Genomic DNA, 17,744 nt, shown 5'->3' with positions numbered 1-17,744 from the left:
GTCTGTCGCCGATAAAAGCAGTGATAGCTCTGCATGGTCGCCCTACCCCAACCGATTACGCAGCGCCGCCACGACACTGTAGGCCTGATCCTGAGCACGCCCGGTCGGGTCTTGCAGCGTCATCTGTATACGTACGCTACGTATCAGCGACTCGTCAGCCGGGCTGGGGTCATAGCGCACGACCTGAGTCGAACCGGGTTTGGCCGCTACACCAAAACTGATGTCGAGCGCCTGTACGTTATCGACCAGCACCGTCCTGGCGGGCGTTGCGGGCGTGCTGATCTTCAATTGCCCTGCTTCAAAGGTGTAGGTGAGCTGGCGTATCGCAAACCGAATTTGGCCGGGCGCTGGCGGCGGCGAGCTGCCCGCATAGGCTTGGGCGGCGCTGGTGCAGTCGGAGAGTACCGTCCAATCAGGCTTGCCACCCTCACTTGCTACATCGGCGGTGACCACCGTCAATGACTTGGAGCTGCCTGTGGCACTCCACCCAACCGGTCGATCAAAGACCGTTGGCGCGTTATCGATGTAGGCCGTCGCCAAGCAGCCAAACATGCCCGCCTGGCGAATATCCTGAATCATCTTGCCTAGCACAAAGCGCGCATCATCCTGCAGCAGCATGGCGGCCTGCTGACTGGCGTGGGTAATCCGGGCACTGATGGCTACTTGGCTGACACCGAGTATCAGCACCAGCCCGACTGCCAGCGCCAGCAACAGCTCCACCAGGCTGAAGCCCCGCGAAAGGCGACTCATTGCGTCACCCCCAACTCGCCGGCAATGCGACTGGTGAGGGTGAAGGTTTCTCGCGCTCCACCGGTGTTCGCGCTTCTGGCGTCATCCCAGGTAATGCTGACGGTTACCTCGCTGCCGCTGACCACCACGGAACCTTTGGCGCTGGCCCCAGCGAACCCGACGATATTGGCTTCGAAATCATGCAGGTCCACGTCACGCACGCTGGCGCTGGAGGTAATGGGCGGTGCACCTTCAGTTCGGCCCCATGAGTAATTGACACCCGAGTTGGCGCGAACCCGGTCCAGCATGTCGTAGGCAATGAAACTGGCCTGGCTGATCATCCTTGCACCGTCGGTGTACTTGAGCGCATTGAGCTGAATCACCGCCGCACCCAGCAGGCCAACCGCGAGAATCAGTACCGCCACCAGCACCTCGATCAACGTCATGCCGGATTGGAGCCTGGGTAAAACACAGGCAGCGTGTGTGTTCGGGTAAGCAAGCATTACCGTCGTCATCCCTGTCGAAGGCCGAAAAAAAGCAGGAAAACCCTGCTGTGCGGCCCAAGACTAGCGCCGGTTTTTGACTCGTGCTGCTTCCGGAATAAAGGGAAATACTTTGGACATAAAGGCCATCATCCACCACCAGGACCGAGAGGCTATACCTATGCCTGTCACCGGCAACACTGACCACGTCCACGGAGGGACGGCACATGAGACAACACGGATTCACCCTGATCGAACTGCTGCTCAGTCTGGTTCTGAGTGGCATCCTGGCGAACCTGGCAATCCCCGGTTTTAAAGGTTTACTTGAATCGCAGCAGCGACAAACTGCTGCGCAGGCCTTGGCCGGCGGGCTGCGCTACGCACGCACCGAGGCCATTGCGCGCAATCGTGCGGTGGTCATTTATGCGCGGGATGAGGACTGGAGCCAGGGATGGCGGGTGATACTGGACGAAAGCGGGCGCGGCAACCTGGACGACGACAACCCAGTACTGCTGGAGCGACAGGACAGCGGGCGAATACCGATCGTGGGCAATGGGCCGGTGAAAAGCCAAGTGCGCTTCAGCGGGTTGGGCGAGCCGATATTTTCAGCGGGAGGTTTCCGCGCGGGCACCGTGCATGTGTGCGACGCGGACAAGGCGCAAAGCCTGTTTCAGGTGGTGCTCGCGCCCAGTGGACGCATCAGCCTGCGCAGTGAGGCCACCGAGCAGGCGTTGTGCCGGAATGATTCCGGCACCTTTGCACTCACAGCAGCGAGCGAACCCGCAGTTCCTTGGGCATGGAGAACGTGATGTTCTCTTCACGACCGGCCAATTCATCGGCACCGGTGGCGCCCCAAGCCTGCAGTTGCTGGATCACACCACGCACCAAGACTTCCGGAGCCGAAGCGCCGGCCGTAATGCCGATACGCTCAACACCGTCGAACCAACTGCGCTGCATGTCTTCGGCGCCGTCGATCAGGTACGCCGGTGTGGCCATGCGCTCAGCCAACTCGCGCAAACGGTTGGAGTTGGAGCTATTAGGGCTGCCGACCACCAGCACTACATCGCATTCATCGGCCAGTTGCTTGACCGCGTCTTGACGGTTTTGCGTGGCGTAGCAGATGTCATCTTTGCGCGGGCCGCCGATGGCCGGGAAGCGCGTGCGCAGGGCATCGATCACACGGCTGGTGTCGTCCATCGACAACGTGGTCTGCGTGACAAAGGCCAACCGCTCGGGGTTTTGCACCTGCAAGTTGGCGACGTCTTTTTCGTCTTCCACCAGGTAGATGGCGCCGCCATTGCTGGCGTCGTATTGGCCCATGGTGCCTTCGACTTCCGGGTGGCCGGCGTGGCCGATCAGGATGCATTCACGGCCGTCGCGACTGTAACGAGCGACTTCGATGTGCACCTTGGTCACCAGTGGGCAGGTGGCGTCGAATACTTTCAGGCCACGGCCGGCAGCTTCGGTACGCACGGCCTGGGAAACGCCGTGGGCGCTGAAGATGACGATAACGTCGTCCGGCACCTGGTCGAGTTCTTCGACAAAAATGGCACCGCGTGCGCGCAGGTCTTCAACCACGAATTTGTTGTGGACAACTTCATGGCGCACGTAAATCGGCGGCCCGAAGACTTCCAAGGCGCGATTGACGATTTCGATCGCCCGGTCCACACCGGCGCAAAAGCCACGGGGGTTGGCGAGTTTGATTTGCATGCTGTGCCTCGTGTCTTGCAGGGCAAGAAATTGGATCATTGCAACCGCAGGCGCGGCTGGTCTCTATTTAACAACACGAATCAAATGTGGGAGCGGGCTTGCTCGCGAAAACGGTGCGTCAGCCAACATATTTGCTGAATGTGCCTCAGCATTCGCGAGCAAGCCCGCTCCCACACTTGCTATGTTTCGTCAGTTAGAGCGCTTTAACGTCGAAGATTTCAACGTCAAACGTCAAGGTTTTACCGGCCAGCGGGTGATTGAAGTCGATGGTCACTTGCGCGTCATCAAAGGTTTTCACCACACCGGGCAGCTCGGTATTCGCCGCATCGTTGAAGATCACCAGCAAGCCTTCCGACAGGTCCATGTCTTGGAACTGCGAACGCGGGATGATTTGCACGTTTTGCGGGTTGGGCTGGCCAAAGGCGTTTTCCGGCAGGATCTGCAGGGTACGCTTGTCGCCGGCCTTGAAACCGAACAGGGCCGCTTCAAAACCCGGCAGCAGGTTGCCATCGCCCACCTTGAAGGTCGCCGGGGCTTTGTCGAACGTACTGTCGACCGTGTCGCCATTCTCCAGGCGCAGTGCAAAATGCAAAGTGACTTCCGTGTTCTGGCCGATGCGTTGCTCAGCCAATACCTGATCAGTCATTGACGGTCTCTCCGGTTTTCTTACTTTTGAACATGTCCAACGCCAGCATAATTGCACCGACGGTGATGGCGCTGTCGGCAAAGTTGAACGCCGGGAAATACCAGCGGTTCTGCCAATGCACCAGGATAAAGTCGATCACATGGCCCAAGGCAATGCGGTCGTACAGGTTGCCCAGCGCGCCGCCCAGCACCAGGGCCAAGGCGATAGCCAGCCAGGTGTCATCGCGGCCCAAGCGTTTGAGCCAGACTACCAACACCGCACTGACCACCACGGCGATCACGGCGAACAGCCATCGCTGCCAGCCACCGCCATCAGCGAGGAAGCTGAAGGCGGCGCCGGTGTTGTAGGCCAGGGTCCAGCTGAAGTAGTCAGGAATGACCACGATCTGCTGGTACATCTGTAAGGCGCCTTCGAAATGAGCCTTGCTGAGCTGGTCGATAACCAGCACCAGCACGCTCAGTACGAGCCAGCCCAGACGTCCGAAACGGCTGGCTTTAGGCATAATGGCGAACCTCGCCGGCACCGCTGATGTTGTCGACGCAACGACCGCAGATTTCCGGATGCTCAGGGTTCATGCCAACGTCTTCACGGCAGTGCCAGCAACGCGCGCACTTAGGGAAGGCCGACTTGACCACTTGAAGCTTGAGACCAGGCACTTCGGTAGCCACGGCGTCCGCTGGCGCCTGGGCAAACGGTGCAAGGCTGGCGGTCGAGGTGATCAACACGAAGCGCAGTTCGTTGCTCAGTTTGGCCAGGTCGGCGGTCAGGCCTTCCTCGGCAAACAGGGTGACTTCGGCCTGCAAGTTGCCGCCAACGGCCTTGGCCGCGCGCTGCACTTCCAGCTCCTTGTTCACCGCAACCTTGACGGCCATCACGCCTTCCCAGTACTCGCGGCCCAGTTCGAAGTCTGCCGGCAGTTCGGTCAAGCCTTCGTACCAGGTGTTGAGCATCACCGATTCGTTACGCTCGCCCGGCAGGTATTCCCACAGCTCATCGGCGGTGAAGGCCAGGATCGGCGCGATCCAACGCACCAGCGCTTCAGAGATGTGATACAGCGCGGTCTGCGCCGAACGGCGCGCCTTGCTGTTGGCGCCGGTGGTGTACTGGCGATCCTTGATGATGTCGAGGTAGAAACCACCCAGCTCCTGCACGCAGAAGTTGTGGATCTTGGAATACACGTTCCAGAAGCGGTATTCGCCGTAGTGCTCCTGCAACTCACGCTGCAGCAACAGGGTACGATCCACGGCCCAACGGTCCAAGGCGAGCATTTCCTCGGCTGGCAGGATGTCGGTGGCCGGATTGAAACCGGTCAGGTTCGACAGCATGAAGCGTGCGGTATTGCGGATACGGCGGTAGGCATCGGCGCTACGGGCCAGGATCTGGTCCGACACGGCGATTTCGCCCGAGTAATCGGTCGAGGCCACCCACAGACGCATAATGTCGGCGCCCAAGGTGTCGTTGATCTTTTTCGGCTCGATCACGTTCTTCAGCGACTTGGACATCTTGCGGCCCGTCTCGTCGACGGTGAAGCCGTGGGTCAGCAGTTCGCGGTACGGCGCGTGGTTGTCGATGGCGCAACCGGTCAGCAACGACGAGTGGAACCAGCCACGGTGTTGGTCCGAGCCTTCCAGGTACAGGTCGGCACGCGGGCCGGTCTCGTGGCCCATCGGGTGCGAACCGCGCAGCACGTGCCAGTGAGTGGTGCCGGAGTCGAACCACACATCGAGGGTGTCGCTGATCTTGTCGTACAGCGGCGCTTCGTCGCCCAGCAGTTCGGCGGCGTCCAGTTTGAACCAGGCTTCGATGCCTTCCTGTTCAACGCGCAGGGCCACTGCTTCCATCAGTTCGACGGTGCGTGGGTGCAGTTCGCCGCTTTCCTTATTCAGGAAGAACGGGATCGGCACGCCCCAGTTACGCTGACGGGAGATACACCAGTCCGGACGGTTGGCGATCATCGAGTGCAGGCGCGCCTGGCCCCAGGCCGGTACGAATTGGGTGTCTTCGATGGCTTTCAGCGAGCGCACACGCAGGGTGTCACCGCTGACCGGCTCTTTGTCCATGCCGATGAACCACTGCGCGGTGGCGCGGTAGATCAGCGGGCTCTTGTGACGCCAGCAGTGCATGTAGCTGTGCTTGATGGTTTCGGTTTGCATCAGCGCACCGACTTCACGCAGCTTGTCGATGATCGGCTGGTCGGCCTTGAAAATGAACTGGCCGCCGAAGAACTCCAGCGAAGGCGCATAAACGCCGTTGCTTTGCACCGGGTTGATGATGTCATCGTTGACCATGCCGTACTTCTTGCAGATCACAAAGTCGTCCACGCCATAGGCGGGCGAGCAGTGAACCACACCAGTACCCGAACCCAGCTCAACGTAGTCAGCCAGGTACACCGGCGACAGACGGTCATAGAACGGGTGACGGAAGTTGATCAGTTCCAGCGCGGTGCCGGTAGTGGTGGCGATCACCGAACCTTGCAGCTCGTAGCGAGCCAGGCAGGCCTCCACCATTTCCTCGGCCAGCACTAGCAGGCGATCACCGACGTCCACCAGGGCGTAGGTGAATTCCGGGTGCACGTTAAGCGCTTGGTTGGCCGGGATGGTCCACGGGGTGGTGGTCCAGATCACGATGGCAGCCGGCTTGCTCAGGCTCGCCAGGCCAAAAGCCCCGGCCAGCTTGGCGTCGTCGGCGATCGGGAAGGCCACGTCGATAGTCGAGGACTTCTTCTCTTCGTACTCGACTTCCGCTTCGGCCAGGGCCGAACCGCAGTCAAAGCACCAGTTCACGGGCTTGAGGCCCTTGAACACGAAACCGCCCTTGACGATTTCGGCCAAGGCGCGGATTTCCCCGGCCTCGTTCTTGAAGTTCATGGTCTTGTACGGGTTGTCCCACTCGCCCAATACGCCCAGGCGGATGAATTCGGACTTCTGCCCTTCGATTTGCTCGGTGGCGTAGGCACGGCACAGTTCGCGGGTTTTATCCGCGCCCAGGTTCTTGCCGTAGGTCACTTCGACTTTGTGTTCGATCGGCAGGCCGTGGCAGTCCCAGCCCGGGACATAAGGTGCGTCAAAACCCGAAAGGGTTTTGGAGCGCAAGATCATGTCCTTGAGAATTTTGTTCAGCGCATGACCGATGTGAATCGTGCCGTTGGCATAAGGAGGGCCGTCGTGCAGGACGAATTTCGGACGATCCTTGCCAATTTCGCGCAACTTTCCGTACAGGCCAATACTGTCCCAGCGCTGCAGGATCTGCGGTTCGCGCTGTGGCAGGCCGGCCTTCATTGGGAAGGCGGTGTCCGGAAGGTTTAGCGTGGCTTTATAGTCGGTCATTTAAGGCTCTTCGGTTAGCGATGGGCGCTAGGTGCGGCTAGTGCACGGGCGGCGGCGACATCCGCATTGATCGCCGTTTTCAACGCCTCAAGTGAGGCGAAACGCTGCTCTTCACGCAGCTTCTGGTGGAAAACCACCGTCAAACGCCGGTCATACAAATCACCGGCAAAATCCAAAAGGTGAACTTCCAGGTGGGCCTTGCCATCACCTGCAACCGTGGGCCTGACGCCTATGTTGGCGACTCCCGGCCACGATTGGCCGTCGATGTCGACACTCACCAGATAAACCCCGGTGAGCGGTACACGACGGCGCTTGAGTTGCACGTTGGCGGTTGGCGTGCCCAGTTGGCGCGCCAGCTTCTGGCCGTGCAGTACCCGCCCGGCAATGCGGAACGGGCGACCGAGCAAACGCTCAGCCAAGGCGAAGTCGGCAGCGGCCAGGGCGTTACGCACCTGGGTACTGCTCACGCGCAGGCCGTCCAGTTCGACGGTTTGCGCGGCTTCGACGGTAAAACCTTGAATCACACCAGCGTGCTGCAGGAAGTCGAAATCGCCGACGCGGTCGCAACCGAAGCGGAAGTCGTCGCCGACTTCCAGGTGCTGCACGCCCAGGCCGTCCACCAGGATACGGTCGACGAACTCGGCGGCGCTGAGGCTTTGCAAGCGCTGGTTGAAAGCCAGGCAAAGCACACGGTCCACGCCCTCTTCGGCCAGCAACTGCAACTTGTCGCGCAAGCGGGCCAGACGTGCCGGCGCCGTTTCCGGGGTGAAGAATTCCCGTGGCTGTGGCTCAAAAATCACCACGCAGCTGGGCACGCCCAACTCGACCGCACGTTCACGCAGCCGGCCCAGGATAGCCTGGTGGCCACGGTGAACACCGTCAAAGTTGCCAATAGTGGCGACGCAGCCCCGATGCTCGGGGCGCAGGTTGTGGAGACCTCGAACCAGCTGCATAACGCGCTTCTTGCTCATAAAGTGGTCGATTATAACCACACCCAGCCCCGGACGACAGGCAACAGCGCAGGCCAAATGGATCGAATCGATAAAACAACCGTTTTATCGCCGGAAAGTCTCTAGCTCAGCGACTTGCGATTGAAATCCCGCAGGCGAAAACCCTGCAGCAGCAACATCCCGAAGTACACCACCACACCGGCGACCACCAATACACCCAGGCGCAGGAAGCGCTCCAGCATATGGCCTTGGTCCCAGGCCGGCATAAAGTGCATCAGGCCAAGCAATACCGCCGACATGGCTGCCACCGCCACCACCAGCTTGAGCGCAAACATGCCCCAGCCTGGCTGCGGTTGGAACATCTGCTGCTTGCGCAGTTGATAAAACAGCAGGCCGGCATTGATGCAGGCACCGACGCTGATGGCCAGGGCCAAGCCGGCATGGGCCAGCGGGCCGATAAACACCAGGTTGAGCAGTTGCGTGACGATCAGGGTGAAAATCGCGATTTTGACCGGCGTGCGGATGTTTTGCTGGGCGTAGAAGCCCGGAGCCAGCACCTTGATCACAATAATGCCGAGCAGGCCGACGGAATAAGCCACCAGCGCGTGCTGGGTCATCAATGCATCATGTGCGTCGAATTGGCCGTATTGGAACAACGCGACGGTCAGCGGCTCGGCCAGGATCCCCAGCGCCAGGGAGCACGGCAGCACCAGCATAAAGCACAGGCGCAAGCCCCAATCGAGGATGCGCGAGTACTCCTGGCGGTCCTTGCTGGCATAGGTGCGCGCCAGGGTCGGCAGCAAAATCGTGCCCAAGGCCACGCCGAGCACACCGGACGGTAACTCCATCAGGCGATCGGCGTAATACATCCACGACACGGAGCCTGAGACCAACAACGAGGCGAACGCGGTGTTGATGATCAGGGAGATCTGACTGACGGAAACCCCGAGGATCGCCGGCAGCATGTTGCGCATCACGCGCCATACGCCGGTGTCTTTGAGGTTCAGGCGCGGCAGCACGAGCATGCCGATCCTTTTAAGGTGCGGCAGCTGGTAGAGCAACTGCGCCAGGCCGCCGGCCAGCACGGCCCAGCCCAGGGCCATCACCGGCGGGTCGAAGTACGGCGTGAGGAACAGCGCAAAAATAATCATGCTGACGTTCAGCAAGGTCGGCACGAAGGCCGGCACCGAAAAGCGGTTCCAGGTGTTGAGGATCGCCCCGGCCAGGGACGACAGGGAAATCAGCAATATATAAGGAAAGGTCACCCGCAACAGATCAGTGGTCAGCGCGAATTTTTCCGGGGTGTTGGCAAAACCTGGCGCCGTGGCCCAGATCACCCAGGGCGCGGCGAGCATGCCGGCGATGGTCACCAGCATCAGCACCAGGGTCAGCAGGCCCGAAACGTACGCAATAAAAGTGCGGGTCGCCTCTTCGCCCTGCTGGGTCTTGTATTCGGCCAGGATCGGCACGAAAGCTTGGGAAAAAGCCCCCTCGGCGAAGATCCGCCGCAGCAGGTTGGGCAGTTTAAAGGCAATAAAGAACGCATCCGTGGCCATGCTGGCGCCAAAAATACGCGCCAGCAGGGTGTCACGCACGAACCCTAATACCCGGGAAATCATCGTGATAGAGCTGACGGCAGCCAACGACTTGAGCAGATTCATTGAAAGAGTTTGCGCCTATAGATAAAGAGCAGGCGAACTAAGCGCCCACTTATGCGATACTGCGCGCCTGCAACAGCACAGAGCCAAAGCTCGCGAGTTTACAGGTCAAGCGCCGGAAATAAATCACCCGCCTCTTCAGATCGACCACTCAGCAGTTCGCATCAGCCGCCCTTGACAACCCATCAAGTCATCGGCATGATTCGCGGCCTATTTTGTTTGCTATTTCCTAAAAAGTCTTTCGAGGAGCTCGACGGTGGCCAACACACCTTCCGCCAAAAAACGTGCAAAACAGGCTGAGAAGCGTCGCAGCCACAACGCCAGCCTGCGATCCATGGTTCGTACCTACATCAAGAATGTAGTTAAAGCCATCGACACCAAAGACGCTGAAAAAGCCCAAGCTGCTTACGTTCTGGCCGTGCCAGTTATCGACCGTATGGCCGATAAAGGCATCATCCACAAGAACAAGGCCGCTCGTCATAAGAGCCGCCTGAATGGCCACATCAAGGCTCTGAACGTCGCTGCAGCAGCCTAAGTGGTAATAACTGCCGCGTAGCCTAGGTTACGTAACAGTTAAGAAATGCCCCGTACCGAAAGGTCCGGGGCATTTTTGTTTGTGCCTTATATAGACGGCGCGCGCAGTTCAAAATGTGGGAGCGGGCTTGCCCGCGATAGCGGTGGGTCAGTGACATATAAGGTGGCTGACACGCCTCCATCGCGGGCAAGCCCGCTCCCACACGTGGGCCGCGGGGTGTGAGATAGATATTTTCAAACAAAAAAAACGCCCCGAACCAGTCGGGGCGTTTTTGCTAGCAACTGATTAAACCATCAATCAGTGCTGGTGACCGCCTTCACCGTGAACGTGGCCGTGAGCAACTTCTTCTTGGGAGGCGTCGCGGATCGCAACGATCTTCACTTGGAAGTTCAGACGCTGGCCAGCCAGTGGGTGGTTACCGTCGACAGTCACGTCGTCGCCGTCCAGGTCGCGGATGGTGACGATCTGCATTTGGCCGTCCGGCGCGGAAGCGTGGAACTGCATGCCCACTTCCAGTTCGTCAACGCCTTCGAACATGCTGCGGCTCAAGGTGCTAACCAGTTCGGCGGAATATTCGCCGTAAGCCTCTTCAGGTTCTACGGCGACGGTCAGTTCGTCACCGACGTTCTTGCCTTCCAGAGCCTTTTCCAGGCCCGGGATGATGTTACCTGCGCCTTGCAGGTAGACCAGCGGCGCGCCGCCGGCGGAGCTGTCGATGACCTCACCAGCGTCGTTGGTCAGGGTATAGTCGATGGAGACAGCCTTGTTAGCGGCGATCGTCATGGGGCGAGACCTTTTGCATAAGAATGAAGAACGGACAAGTCTAAACAAGGATTTGCCCGAAAGCGAACACAACCCGGACAGACGGGGTCGATCAACGGCATCCTTCATCATCGGCTTTCGCCAGGATGACGACCAGCACTGGGTTGCCGAGCTGTCCTGCGGCCACACCCAACACCTGCGCCATCTGCCGCCCTGGCAGTCCCGCGCCTGGGTACTCGACCCCGCGCAACGCGTTAAAAAAATAGGCCAACCCTTTGCGTGCGGCTGGTGTGCGCAAGAGCACGAATAACGATAACCTTGGTGCCTGATTCCCGGTAGGCGCTCAACCATAGAGCGCCACCGAAGCCATGCACCTCCAGAGAATTCGCATGCAGACTTTTTTTATCGCGCCCACCGATTTTGGTGTGGGTCTGACCTCCATCAGCCTTGGGCTGGTGCGCACCCTTGAACGGGCCGGGCTGAAAGTCGGCTTTTTCAAACCGATTGCCCAGCCACACCCTGGCGACACCGGCCCCGAGCGCTCCACTGAGCTGGTGGCCCGCACCCACGGCCTGAAACCGCCGCAACCGCTGGGCCTGGCCCACGTGGAGCGCATGCTCGGCGACGGCCAGCTCGACGAACTGCTCGAAGAAATCATCACCCTGTATCAGCAAGCCGCTGTGGGCAAGGACGTGCTGATTGTCGAAGGCATGGTGCCGACCCGCAGCGCCAGCTATGCGGCACGGGTCAACCTGCACTTGGCCAAGAGCCTCGACGCGGAAGTGATCCTGGTGTCGGCGCCGGAAAACGAAGTGCTCACCGAGCTCTCCGGCCGCGTGGAATTGCAGGCCCAGCTGTTCGGCGGCCCGAAAGACCCGAAAGTGCTGGGCGTGATCCTCAACAAAGTGCGCACCGACGAAAGCATGGAAGCGTTCTCGGCGCGCCTCAAAGAGCATTCGCCGCTGTTGCGCAGCGGTGAATTCCGCCTGCTCGGCTGCATCCCCTACCAGCCCGAACTCAACGCACCGCGCACCCGCGACGTGGCCGACCTGATGGGCGCGCAGATCCTCAACGCCGGCGACTATGAAAGCCGGCGCATGACCAAAATCATCATCTGCGCGCGCACCATGCGTAACACCGTGGAATTGCTCAAGCCCGGCGTGCTGGTGGTAACCCCGGGCGACCGAGATGACATCATCCTCGCCGTCAGCCTGGCCGCGATCAACGGCGTGCCGCTGGCTGGGCTGCTGCTGACCAGCGACACACTGCCCGACCCGCGCATTATGGATTTGTGCCGTGGTGCGTTCCAGGCCGGGCTGCCGGTGCTGTCGGTGAGCACGGGCTCCTACGATACGGCGAACCAACTCAACAGCCTCAACAAAGAAATCCCGATTGATGACCGCGAGCGCGCAGAAATCATCACCGATTTCGTCGCCAGCCACCTCGATGCGCGCTGGCTGCACCAACGCTGCGGCACGCCACGGGAGATGCGCCTCTCGCCGGCCGTGTTCCGCTACCAGTTAATCCAGCGCGCCCAAGCCGCCAACAAGCGCATCGTGTTGCCCGAAGGCAGCGAGCCACTGACCGTGCAAGCCGCCGCCATCTGTCAGGCACGCGGCATTGCGCGTTGCGTGCTGCTGGCTAAACCTGCGGATGTGGAAGCGGTCGCCCGCGCCCACGGCATTGAGTTGCCTGAAGGCCTGGAGATTCTCGACCCTGACCTGATTCGCCAGCGTTATGTAGAACCGATGGTCGCGCTGCGCAAGAGCAAGAGCCTCAACGCGCCGATGGCCGAGCAGCAACTGGAAGACACAGTGGTGATCGCCACCATGATGCTCGCGCTGGATGAAGTGGACGGCCTGGTTTCCGGGGTTATCCACTCCACCGCCAACACCATCCGCCCTGCCCTGCAGCTGATTAAAACCGCGCCCGGCTGCACGTTGGTCTCATCGGTGTTCTTCATGCTGTTCCCGGAGCAGGTGCTGGTCTACGGCGACTGCGTGATGAACCCGCACCCAAGCGCCGCAGAACTGGCGGAAATAGCCCTGCAAAGTGCCGACTCGGCGGCCGCGTTCGGCATCACCCCGCGCGTGGCGATGATCAGCTACTCCAGCGGCGATTCGGCCAGCGGTGAGGAGGTCGAAAAAGTCCGTGAAGCCACCCTGCTCGCCCACGAACAACAAAGCTCGCTGCTGATCGACGGGCCGTTGCAGTACGACGCCGCCGCCAACGAAACCGTGGCCCGGCAGTTGGCGCCCAACAGCCTGGTCGCCGGCAAAGCCACGGTGTTTGTGTTCCCGGACCTGAACACCGGCAACACCACGCACAAGGCGGTGCAACGCAGCGCCGATTGCGTGAGCCTGGGGCCAATGCTGCAAGGCCTGCGCAAACCGGTAAACGATCTGCCGCGCGGTGCCCAAGTGGATGACATCGTGTACACCATCGCACTCACTGCGATTCAAGCCGCCAACCGACCTATGGATATCTAAATGCTGGATTTTCTACCTGCCGCCGTGCGCGGGGTGATCGCGTCCTTATTGTTGGCGCTGAACACGATCCTGCTGTGCTCGTTTCTGTTTATCGTCGCGCTGTTCAAGGCGCTGCCGTTTGCCAAGCGCTTCAGCGAATGGCTGATGAACCACACCCACGAAGCCTGGGTGACCAACAATAAGGGCTGGATGAACCTGGTACGGCGCACGCGCTGGCACCTGACCGGCCTTGAAGGGCTGGACTATGAGCACTCCTACCTGGTGACCAGCAACCACCAGAGCTGGGTCGACATCATGGTGTTGCAATACGTGCTCAATCGCCGGATTCGCCCGCTGAAGTTCTTCCTCAAGCAGGAACTGATCTGGGTGCCGGTGATAGGCCTGGCGTGGTGGGCGTTGGGCTTTCCGTTCATGAAGCGCTACACCAAGGCCTACCTGGAGAAGCACCCGGAGAAGAAAGGCAAAGACCTGGAAACCACCCGCAAGACCTGTGCGAAGTTTCGTGACAACCCGGTGGGCATTTTCAACTTTGCCGAAGGCACACGCTTTACGCCAGGCAAGCATGCCCAGCAGAAGTCGCCGTTTCGCTATTTGCTCAAGCCTAAGGCGGGCGGGATTGCGTTTGTGCTGGATGCCATGGGTGAGCAGCTGAAGTCATTGGTCAACGTGACCATTCACTACCCTGGCGGGCGCCCAGGGTATTGGGATTTGCTGTGTGGGAATGTGAAGGATGTGGTGGTGCACTTTGAAGAGGTGCAGATTCCAGCCGGGTTTATCGGCAAGAATTATGAGCAGGATGGCGAGTATCGGTTGGCGTTTCAGGGGTGGATTAACCAGCTGTGGGAAGACAAAGACCAACTGCTCGCCAAACTGCACACAGATTTCCCAGACCGCCACTGATCAACATGTGGATGCAATTTAATGTGGGCGCTGGCTTGCCTGCGATAGCGGTGGGTCAGCCAAGTAAAAATAAACTGACCGTCCGCCATCGCAGGCAAGCCAGCTCCGACATTGACCGAGTCAACATTTGAAGTTGTGACGCAGAGCGTCACAGGATGCATTCCCACGCAGAGCGTGGGAACGATCAGCCCGCCACCGAGTGCTCGGTGGCGGGCTTTTTTTTGTGGCGGCGAGGTTTAGATCGCGCCGCGCTGACGCAACAGTTCCAGCACTTGCTTGACGCTGTCTTCCAGCGACAGGGCCTGGGTGTCGATCACCAGATCGGCATTCAACGGCACGTCGTACGGGAAGGATTCGCCCGGGATGTTATCCCCACCCGCGGCGTACAGGCCTTGCGGATCACGCTCGGCGCACACCAGTGGCGAGGCCTGGACGTAAACCGTCAGCAGGCGATCGGCGCCAATCAGCGCCTTGGCCTGTTCGCGGCCTTCGGCATCCGGGGCAACGAAGGCGGCCAGGGTCAGCAGGCCTGCTTCGTTGAACTGGCGCGCGACGTGAGCGGCACGACGCCAGTTTTCAGTACGCCCGGCACGGTCCTGCGGCAAGCCTTTGTTCAGGTCATGACGCAGGTTCTGGCCGTCCAGTACGAACACCGCACGGCCCATGTCGAACAGCTTGCGCTCAACCGCGTAGGCCAAGGTACTTTTGCCCGCGCCCGACAGGCCGCTAAACAACACGGTGGCCGGCTGCTGGCCGAAGCGCAGGGCGCGTTCTACGGTGGCGACATGAGCGAGGCCGCCGTGTTGCGCAGAACCGCCATGATTGACCGGCGGCGCGATGATCATGCCTGCGGCCACAGTGCCATTGGTCAAACGGTCGATGACGATAAACGCACCGGTGGTGCGGTTGCTGTCGTAACCGTCCAGCGCGATGGCGGCGTCGAGGCTGACCTTGACCCGGCCGATCTCGTTCAACTGCAGCGAACTCGCCGGGCCTTCGGCCAGGGTGTTCACGTCCACGCGGTGCACGATGCTGGTGATGGAACCCGGCACGTAGCTGGTCGCGCGCTTGATGTCGTATTTCTTGCCCGGCAGCATCGGCTCTTCGGCCATCCACACCAACATGGCGTCGAAGGCGTCAGTCACTTGCGGCACGTTGTCGGCATGCACCAGCAGGTCGCCACGGGAGATGTCGATCTCGTCTTCCATGGTCAGGGTCACGGCCTGGCCTGGGCCGGCGTGCTCCAGCTCACCTTCGAAGGTGACGATGGATTTGACGCGGCTGCTCTTGCCCGACGGCAGCACTACAACCTCGTCGCCCTTGTGCACGATGCCGCTGGCTAACGTGCCGGCGAAACCACGGAAGTTCAGGTTCGGACGGTTGACGTACTGCACCGGGAAACGCAGGTCGGTGTAGTTGCGGTCGTTGGCGATCTCGACAGTTTCGAGAATCTCCATCAGCGACTGGCCGGTGTACCAAGGCGAATGCTCGCTCTTGTTCACCACGTTGTCGCCCTTGAGCGCCGACATCGGCACGAAGGCCATGGTGCTTGGCTTGAAAGCAATACCGTCGGCGAACTTCAGGTAATCGGCCTTGATCGACTCGAAGATGCTTTGGTCAAAGCCATTGATGTCCATCTTGTTGACGGCGATCACGATGTGCTTGATGCCCAGCAACGAGGCGATATAGCTGTGGCGACGGGTCTGGGTCTGCACGCCGTAGCGGGCATCGATCAGGATAATCGCCAGGTCACAGGTGGATGCACCGGTGGCCATGTTGCGCGTGTACTGCTCATGGCCGGGGGTGTCGGCGATGATGAATTTGCGTTTGGCGGTGGAGAAGTAGCGGTAGGCGACATCGATGGTGATGCCCTGCTCACGCTCGGCCTGAAGGCCGTCGACCAGCAAGGCCAGGTCGATATCGTCGCCAGTGGTGCCGGATTTCTTCGAATCGCGGGTGATGGCTTCCAAGTGATCTTCGTAGATCATCTTGGAGTCGTGCAGCAGGCGCCCGATCAGGGTGCTCTTGCCGTCGTCGACGTTGCCGCAGGTCAGGAAGCGCAACATTTCCTTGCGCTCGTGCTGGCCCAGGTAGGCGAGGATGTCCTCGCTGATCAAATCAGATTGATGGCTCATTGCATTCAAGCTCCAAGCTGTAAGCTTCAAGCGGCAAGCTTGTCGGCGTACAGCTAGTCAGAAATTTTGTTGATCAGGCCGCAGAGCATTTTTGAGCGCTCGCGAGTTTCTGTAATCCAGTTTTCAGCCAGCGGGCGGGCGATGTAAGTGATGTCACGGCCAATGAAAATCTGAGTGCGTAGCTCCCCACAGGAAGCTTTTACAATCCAAAGAAAGTGAGCTTTCTCTTTGTTGCTGCGACGTTCCATACCTTCCGCAATATTGGAAGGTACCGAAAGTGCAGACCGGGTGGTTTGATCCTTGAAACCGAAACCCCCGCAGCCCGCAAACTCTTTATAGATTTTCACCGCCAAACACTTGCTTCTCTGCCAGACAATCAGTTTCTCGAAACCCATTACGAGTCACTCAATATCGGCTCGCAACAACCGGCTGCAAGCACCAAACTGCAAAATTACGCATACCGCCTCTAACTTGCAGCTTGCCGCTTGTAACTCGAAGCTTAAAAGTACCCCTGACGTTTTTTATCTTCCATCGAGCCTGCGCCATCGTGGTCGATGACCCGGCCCTGGCGCTCGGAAGTTCGCGTCAGGAGCATTTCCTGAATGATGTCCGTCAGCGTTTCGGCTTCGGACTCCACCGCGCCCGTCAACGGGTAGCAGCCAAGGGTACGGAAACGTACTTTCTTTTTGACGATTCGGGCTTTGTCTTCGTCGGACAAGTGCTCGAGGATGCGGTCGTCGTCGATCATGATCAACGTGCCGTTCTTCTCGATCACGTCGCGCTCGGCGGCGAAGTACAGCGGCACAATCGGGATGCCTTCCAGGTAGATGTACTGCCAGATGTCCAGCTCGGTCCAGTTGGACAGCGGGAATACGCGGATCGACTCACCCTTGTTGACGTTGCCGTTATAAACGTTCCACAGCTCCGGGCGCTGGTTCTTCGGGTCCCAGCGGTGCTTGCTGTCGCGGAATGAGTACACGCGCTCTTTGGCGCGGGATTTCTCTTCATCACGACGGGCACCGCCGAACGCTGCGTCGAAACCATGCTTGTCCAAGGCCTGCTTGAGGCCTTCGGTTTTCATGATGTCGGTGTGCTTGGCGCTGCCGTGGGTGAACGGGTTGATGCCCTGCGCCACACCATCGGGGTTGACGTGGGTGATCAGGTCCAGGCCAAGCTCTTCGACCATTTTGTCGCGAAACTTGTACATCTCCTGGAATTTCCAGCGGGTGTCGACGTGCATCACCGGGAACGGCAGCTTGCCCGGGAAGAAAGCCTTGCGCGCCAGGTGCAGCATCACGGCGGAGTCTTTACCGATCGAGTAGAGCATCACCGGGTTGTCGAACTCGGCGGCGACCTCGCGGATGATGTGGATGCTTTCCGCCTCCAGCTGTTTCAGATGCGTCAGTTTGTCGACCATGGCTA

Annotated in this window: 17 protein-coding genes; 5 read left to right on the top strand and 12 right to left on the bottom strand. The window is 59.8% G+C overall.

Annotated features, from left to right (window positions below):
• Positions 1 to 42 precede the first annotated feature (42 nt).
• Positions 43 to 750 carry a PilW family protein gene (locus KZH41_RS05305; RefSeq protein ID WP_263274486.1) on the bottom strand — a complete coding sequence of 236 codons (708 nt, stop codon included), beginning with the start codon at positions 748 to 750 and terminating at the stop codon, positions 43 to 45.
• Positions 747 to 1,232, bottom strand: a complete 486-nt coding sequence (pilV, locus tag KZH41_RS05300) for a type IV pilus modification protein PilV (RefSeq protein WP_094948932.1) — start codon at positions 1,230 to 1,232, stop codon at positions 747 to 749. The genes KZH41_RS05305 and pilV overlap by 4 nt, the downstream gene beginning before the upstream one ends.
• A 206-nt stretch (positions 1,233 to 1,438) precedes the next feature.
• Here pilV and KZH41_RS05295 point away from each other — a divergent pair, with 206 nt between their 5' ends.
• A complete protein-coding gene (locus tag KZH41_RS05295) occupies positions 1,439 to 2,020 on the top strand; it encodes a GspH/FimT family protein (RefSeq protein WP_094948931.1) in 582 nt (193 codons plus the stop codon).
• Here the strand turns inward: KZH41_RS05295 and ispH are convergent.
• From ispH to murJ, 6 genes are all read right to left on the bottom strand, one after another.
• Positions 1,974 to 2,921 carry a 4-hydroxy-3-methylbut-2-enyl diphosphate reductase gene (ispH, locus tag KZH41_RS05290; protein ID WP_083360219.1) on the bottom strand — a complete coding sequence of 316 codons (948 nt, stop codon included), beginning with the start codon at positions 2,919 to 2,921 and terminating at the stop codon, positions 1,974 to 1,976. The two genes, KZH41_RS05295 and ispH, sit on opposite strands and share 47 nt — an antisense overlap.
• A 193-nt stretch (positions 2,922 to 3,114) precedes the next feature.
• Positions 3,115 to 3,552: an FKBP-type peptidyl-prolyl cis-trans isomerase gene (gene fkpB, locus KZH41_RS05285; RefSeq protein WP_174244855.1), complete on the bottom strand. Its 438-nt coding sequence runs from the start codon at positions 3,550 to 3,552 to the stop codon at positions 3,115 to 3,117.
• Between the two features lie 7 nt (positions 3,553 to 3,559).
• The gene (gene lspA, locus KZH41_RS05280) at positions 3,560 to 4,069 is read right to left on the bottom strand and encodes a signal peptidase II (protein WP_094948929.1); all 510 of its coding nucleotides are present in this window, start codon (positions 4,067 to 4,069) and stop codon (positions 3,560 to 3,562) included.
• A complete protein-coding gene (gene ileS, locus KZH41_RS05275) occupies positions 4,062 to 6,893 on the bottom strand; it encodes an isoleucine--tRNA ligase (RefSeq protein ID WP_094948928.1) in 2,832 nt (943 codons plus the stop codon). Before ileS ends, lspA begins: the two co-directional genes overlap by 8 nt.
• Positions 6,894 to 6,907: 14 nt before the next feature.
• Positions 6,908 to 7,846, bottom strand: coding sequence for a bifunctional riboflavin kinase/FAD synthetase (gene ribF, locus KZH41_RS05270; protein WP_094948927.1), 939 nt, complete (start codon positions 7,844 to 7,846; stop codon positions 6,908 to 6,910).
• A 119-nt stretch (positions 7,847 to 7,965) separates the two neighbouring features.
• Positions 7,966 to 9,504, bottom strand: coding sequence for a murein biosynthesis integral membrane protein MurJ (gene murJ / locus KZH41_RS05265; protein ID WP_242154289.1), 1,539 nt, complete (start codon positions 9,502 to 9,504; stop codon positions 7,966 to 7,968).
• 253 nt (positions 9,505 to 9,757) lie between these two features.
• Between murJ and rpsT the strand changes: the two genes are divergently transcribed.
• Positions 9,758 to 10,036 carry a 30S ribosomal protein S20 gene (gene rpsT, locus KZH41_RS05260; RefSeq protein WP_003171647.1) on the top strand — a complete coding sequence of 93 codons (279 nt, stop codon included), beginning with the start codon at positions 9,758 to 9,760 and terminating at the stop codon, positions 10,034 to 10,036.
• A 297-nt stretch (positions 10,037 to 10,333) separates the two neighbouring features.
• On the opposite strand, the gene KZH41_RS05255 is transcribed toward rpsT, so the two are convergent.
• Positions 10,334 to 10,819: an FKBP-type peptidyl-prolyl cis-trans isomerase gene (locus KZH41_RS05255; protein WP_094948925.1), complete on the bottom strand. Its 486-nt coding sequence runs from the start codon at positions 10,817 to 10,819 to the stop codon at positions 10,334 to 10,336.
• On the opposite strand from KZH41_RS05255, the gene KZH41_RS05250 reads away from it, so the two are divergent.
• The 3 genes from KZH41_RS05250 (at position 10,818) to KZH41_RS05240 (ending at position 14,187) form a co-directional block, all read left to right on the top strand.
• Positions 10,818 to 11,108, top strand: a complete 291-nt coding sequence (locus KZH41_RS05250) for a DUF3565 domain-containing protein (RefSeq protein WP_141240506.1) — start codon at positions 10,818 to 10,820, stop codon at positions 11,106 to 11,108. The genes KZH41_RS05255 and KZH41_RS05250 overlap by 2 nt on opposite strands.
• Before the next feature lie 79 nt (positions 11,109 to 11,187).
• Complete coding sequence (pta, locus tag KZH41_RS05245; RefSeq protein WP_094948924.1) at positions 11,188 to 13,287, top strand: phosphate acetyltransferase; 2,100 nt, start codon at positions 11,188 to 11,190, stop codon at positions 13,285 to 13,287.
• The gene (locus KZH41_RS05240) at positions 13,288 to 14,187 is read left to right on the top strand and encodes an acyltransferase (protein ID WP_094948923.1); all 900 of its coding nucleotides are present in this window, start codon (positions 13,288 to 13,290) and stop codon (positions 14,185 to 14,187) included.
• A 236-nt stretch (positions 14,188 to 14,423) separates the two neighbouring features.
• Here the strand turns inward: KZH41_RS05240 and cysN are convergent, their stop codons facing one another.
• From cysN to cysD, 3 genes are all read right to left on the bottom strand, one after another.
• The gene (cysN, locus tag KZH41_RS05235) at positions 14,424 to 16,322 is read right to left on the bottom strand and encodes a sulfate adenylyltransferase subunit CysN (RefSeq protein WP_263274485.1); all 1,899 of its coding nucleotides are present in this window, start codon (positions 16,320 to 16,322) and stop codon (positions 14,424 to 14,426) included.
• A 53-nt stretch (positions 16,323 to 16,375) separates the two neighbouring features.
• Entirely contained in the window at positions 16,376 to 16,717 is a 342-nt protein-coding gene (locus KZH41_RS05230) for a four helix bundle protein (protein WP_242154287.1), read from the bottom strand.
• Positions 16,718 to 16,821: 104 nt separating this feature from the next.
• On the bottom strand, positions 16,822 to 17,739 hold the full coding sequence (gene cysD, locus KZH41_RS05225; protein WP_017137614.1) for a sulfate adenylyltransferase subunit CysD: 918 nt from the start codon (positions 17,737 to 17,739) through the stop codon (positions 16,822 to 16,824).
• Between the last annotated feature and the right edge of the window lie 5 nt (positions 17,740 to 17,744).

The organism is Pseudomonas sp. YeP6b, assembly GCF_025642995.1.
GTDB lineage: Bacteria > Pseudomonadota > Gammaproteobacteria > Pseudomonadales > Pseudomonadaceae > Aquipseudomonas.
Note: the sequence above shows the minus strand (reverse complement) of the source record. Positions and strands in the feature narration are given on the sequence as shown.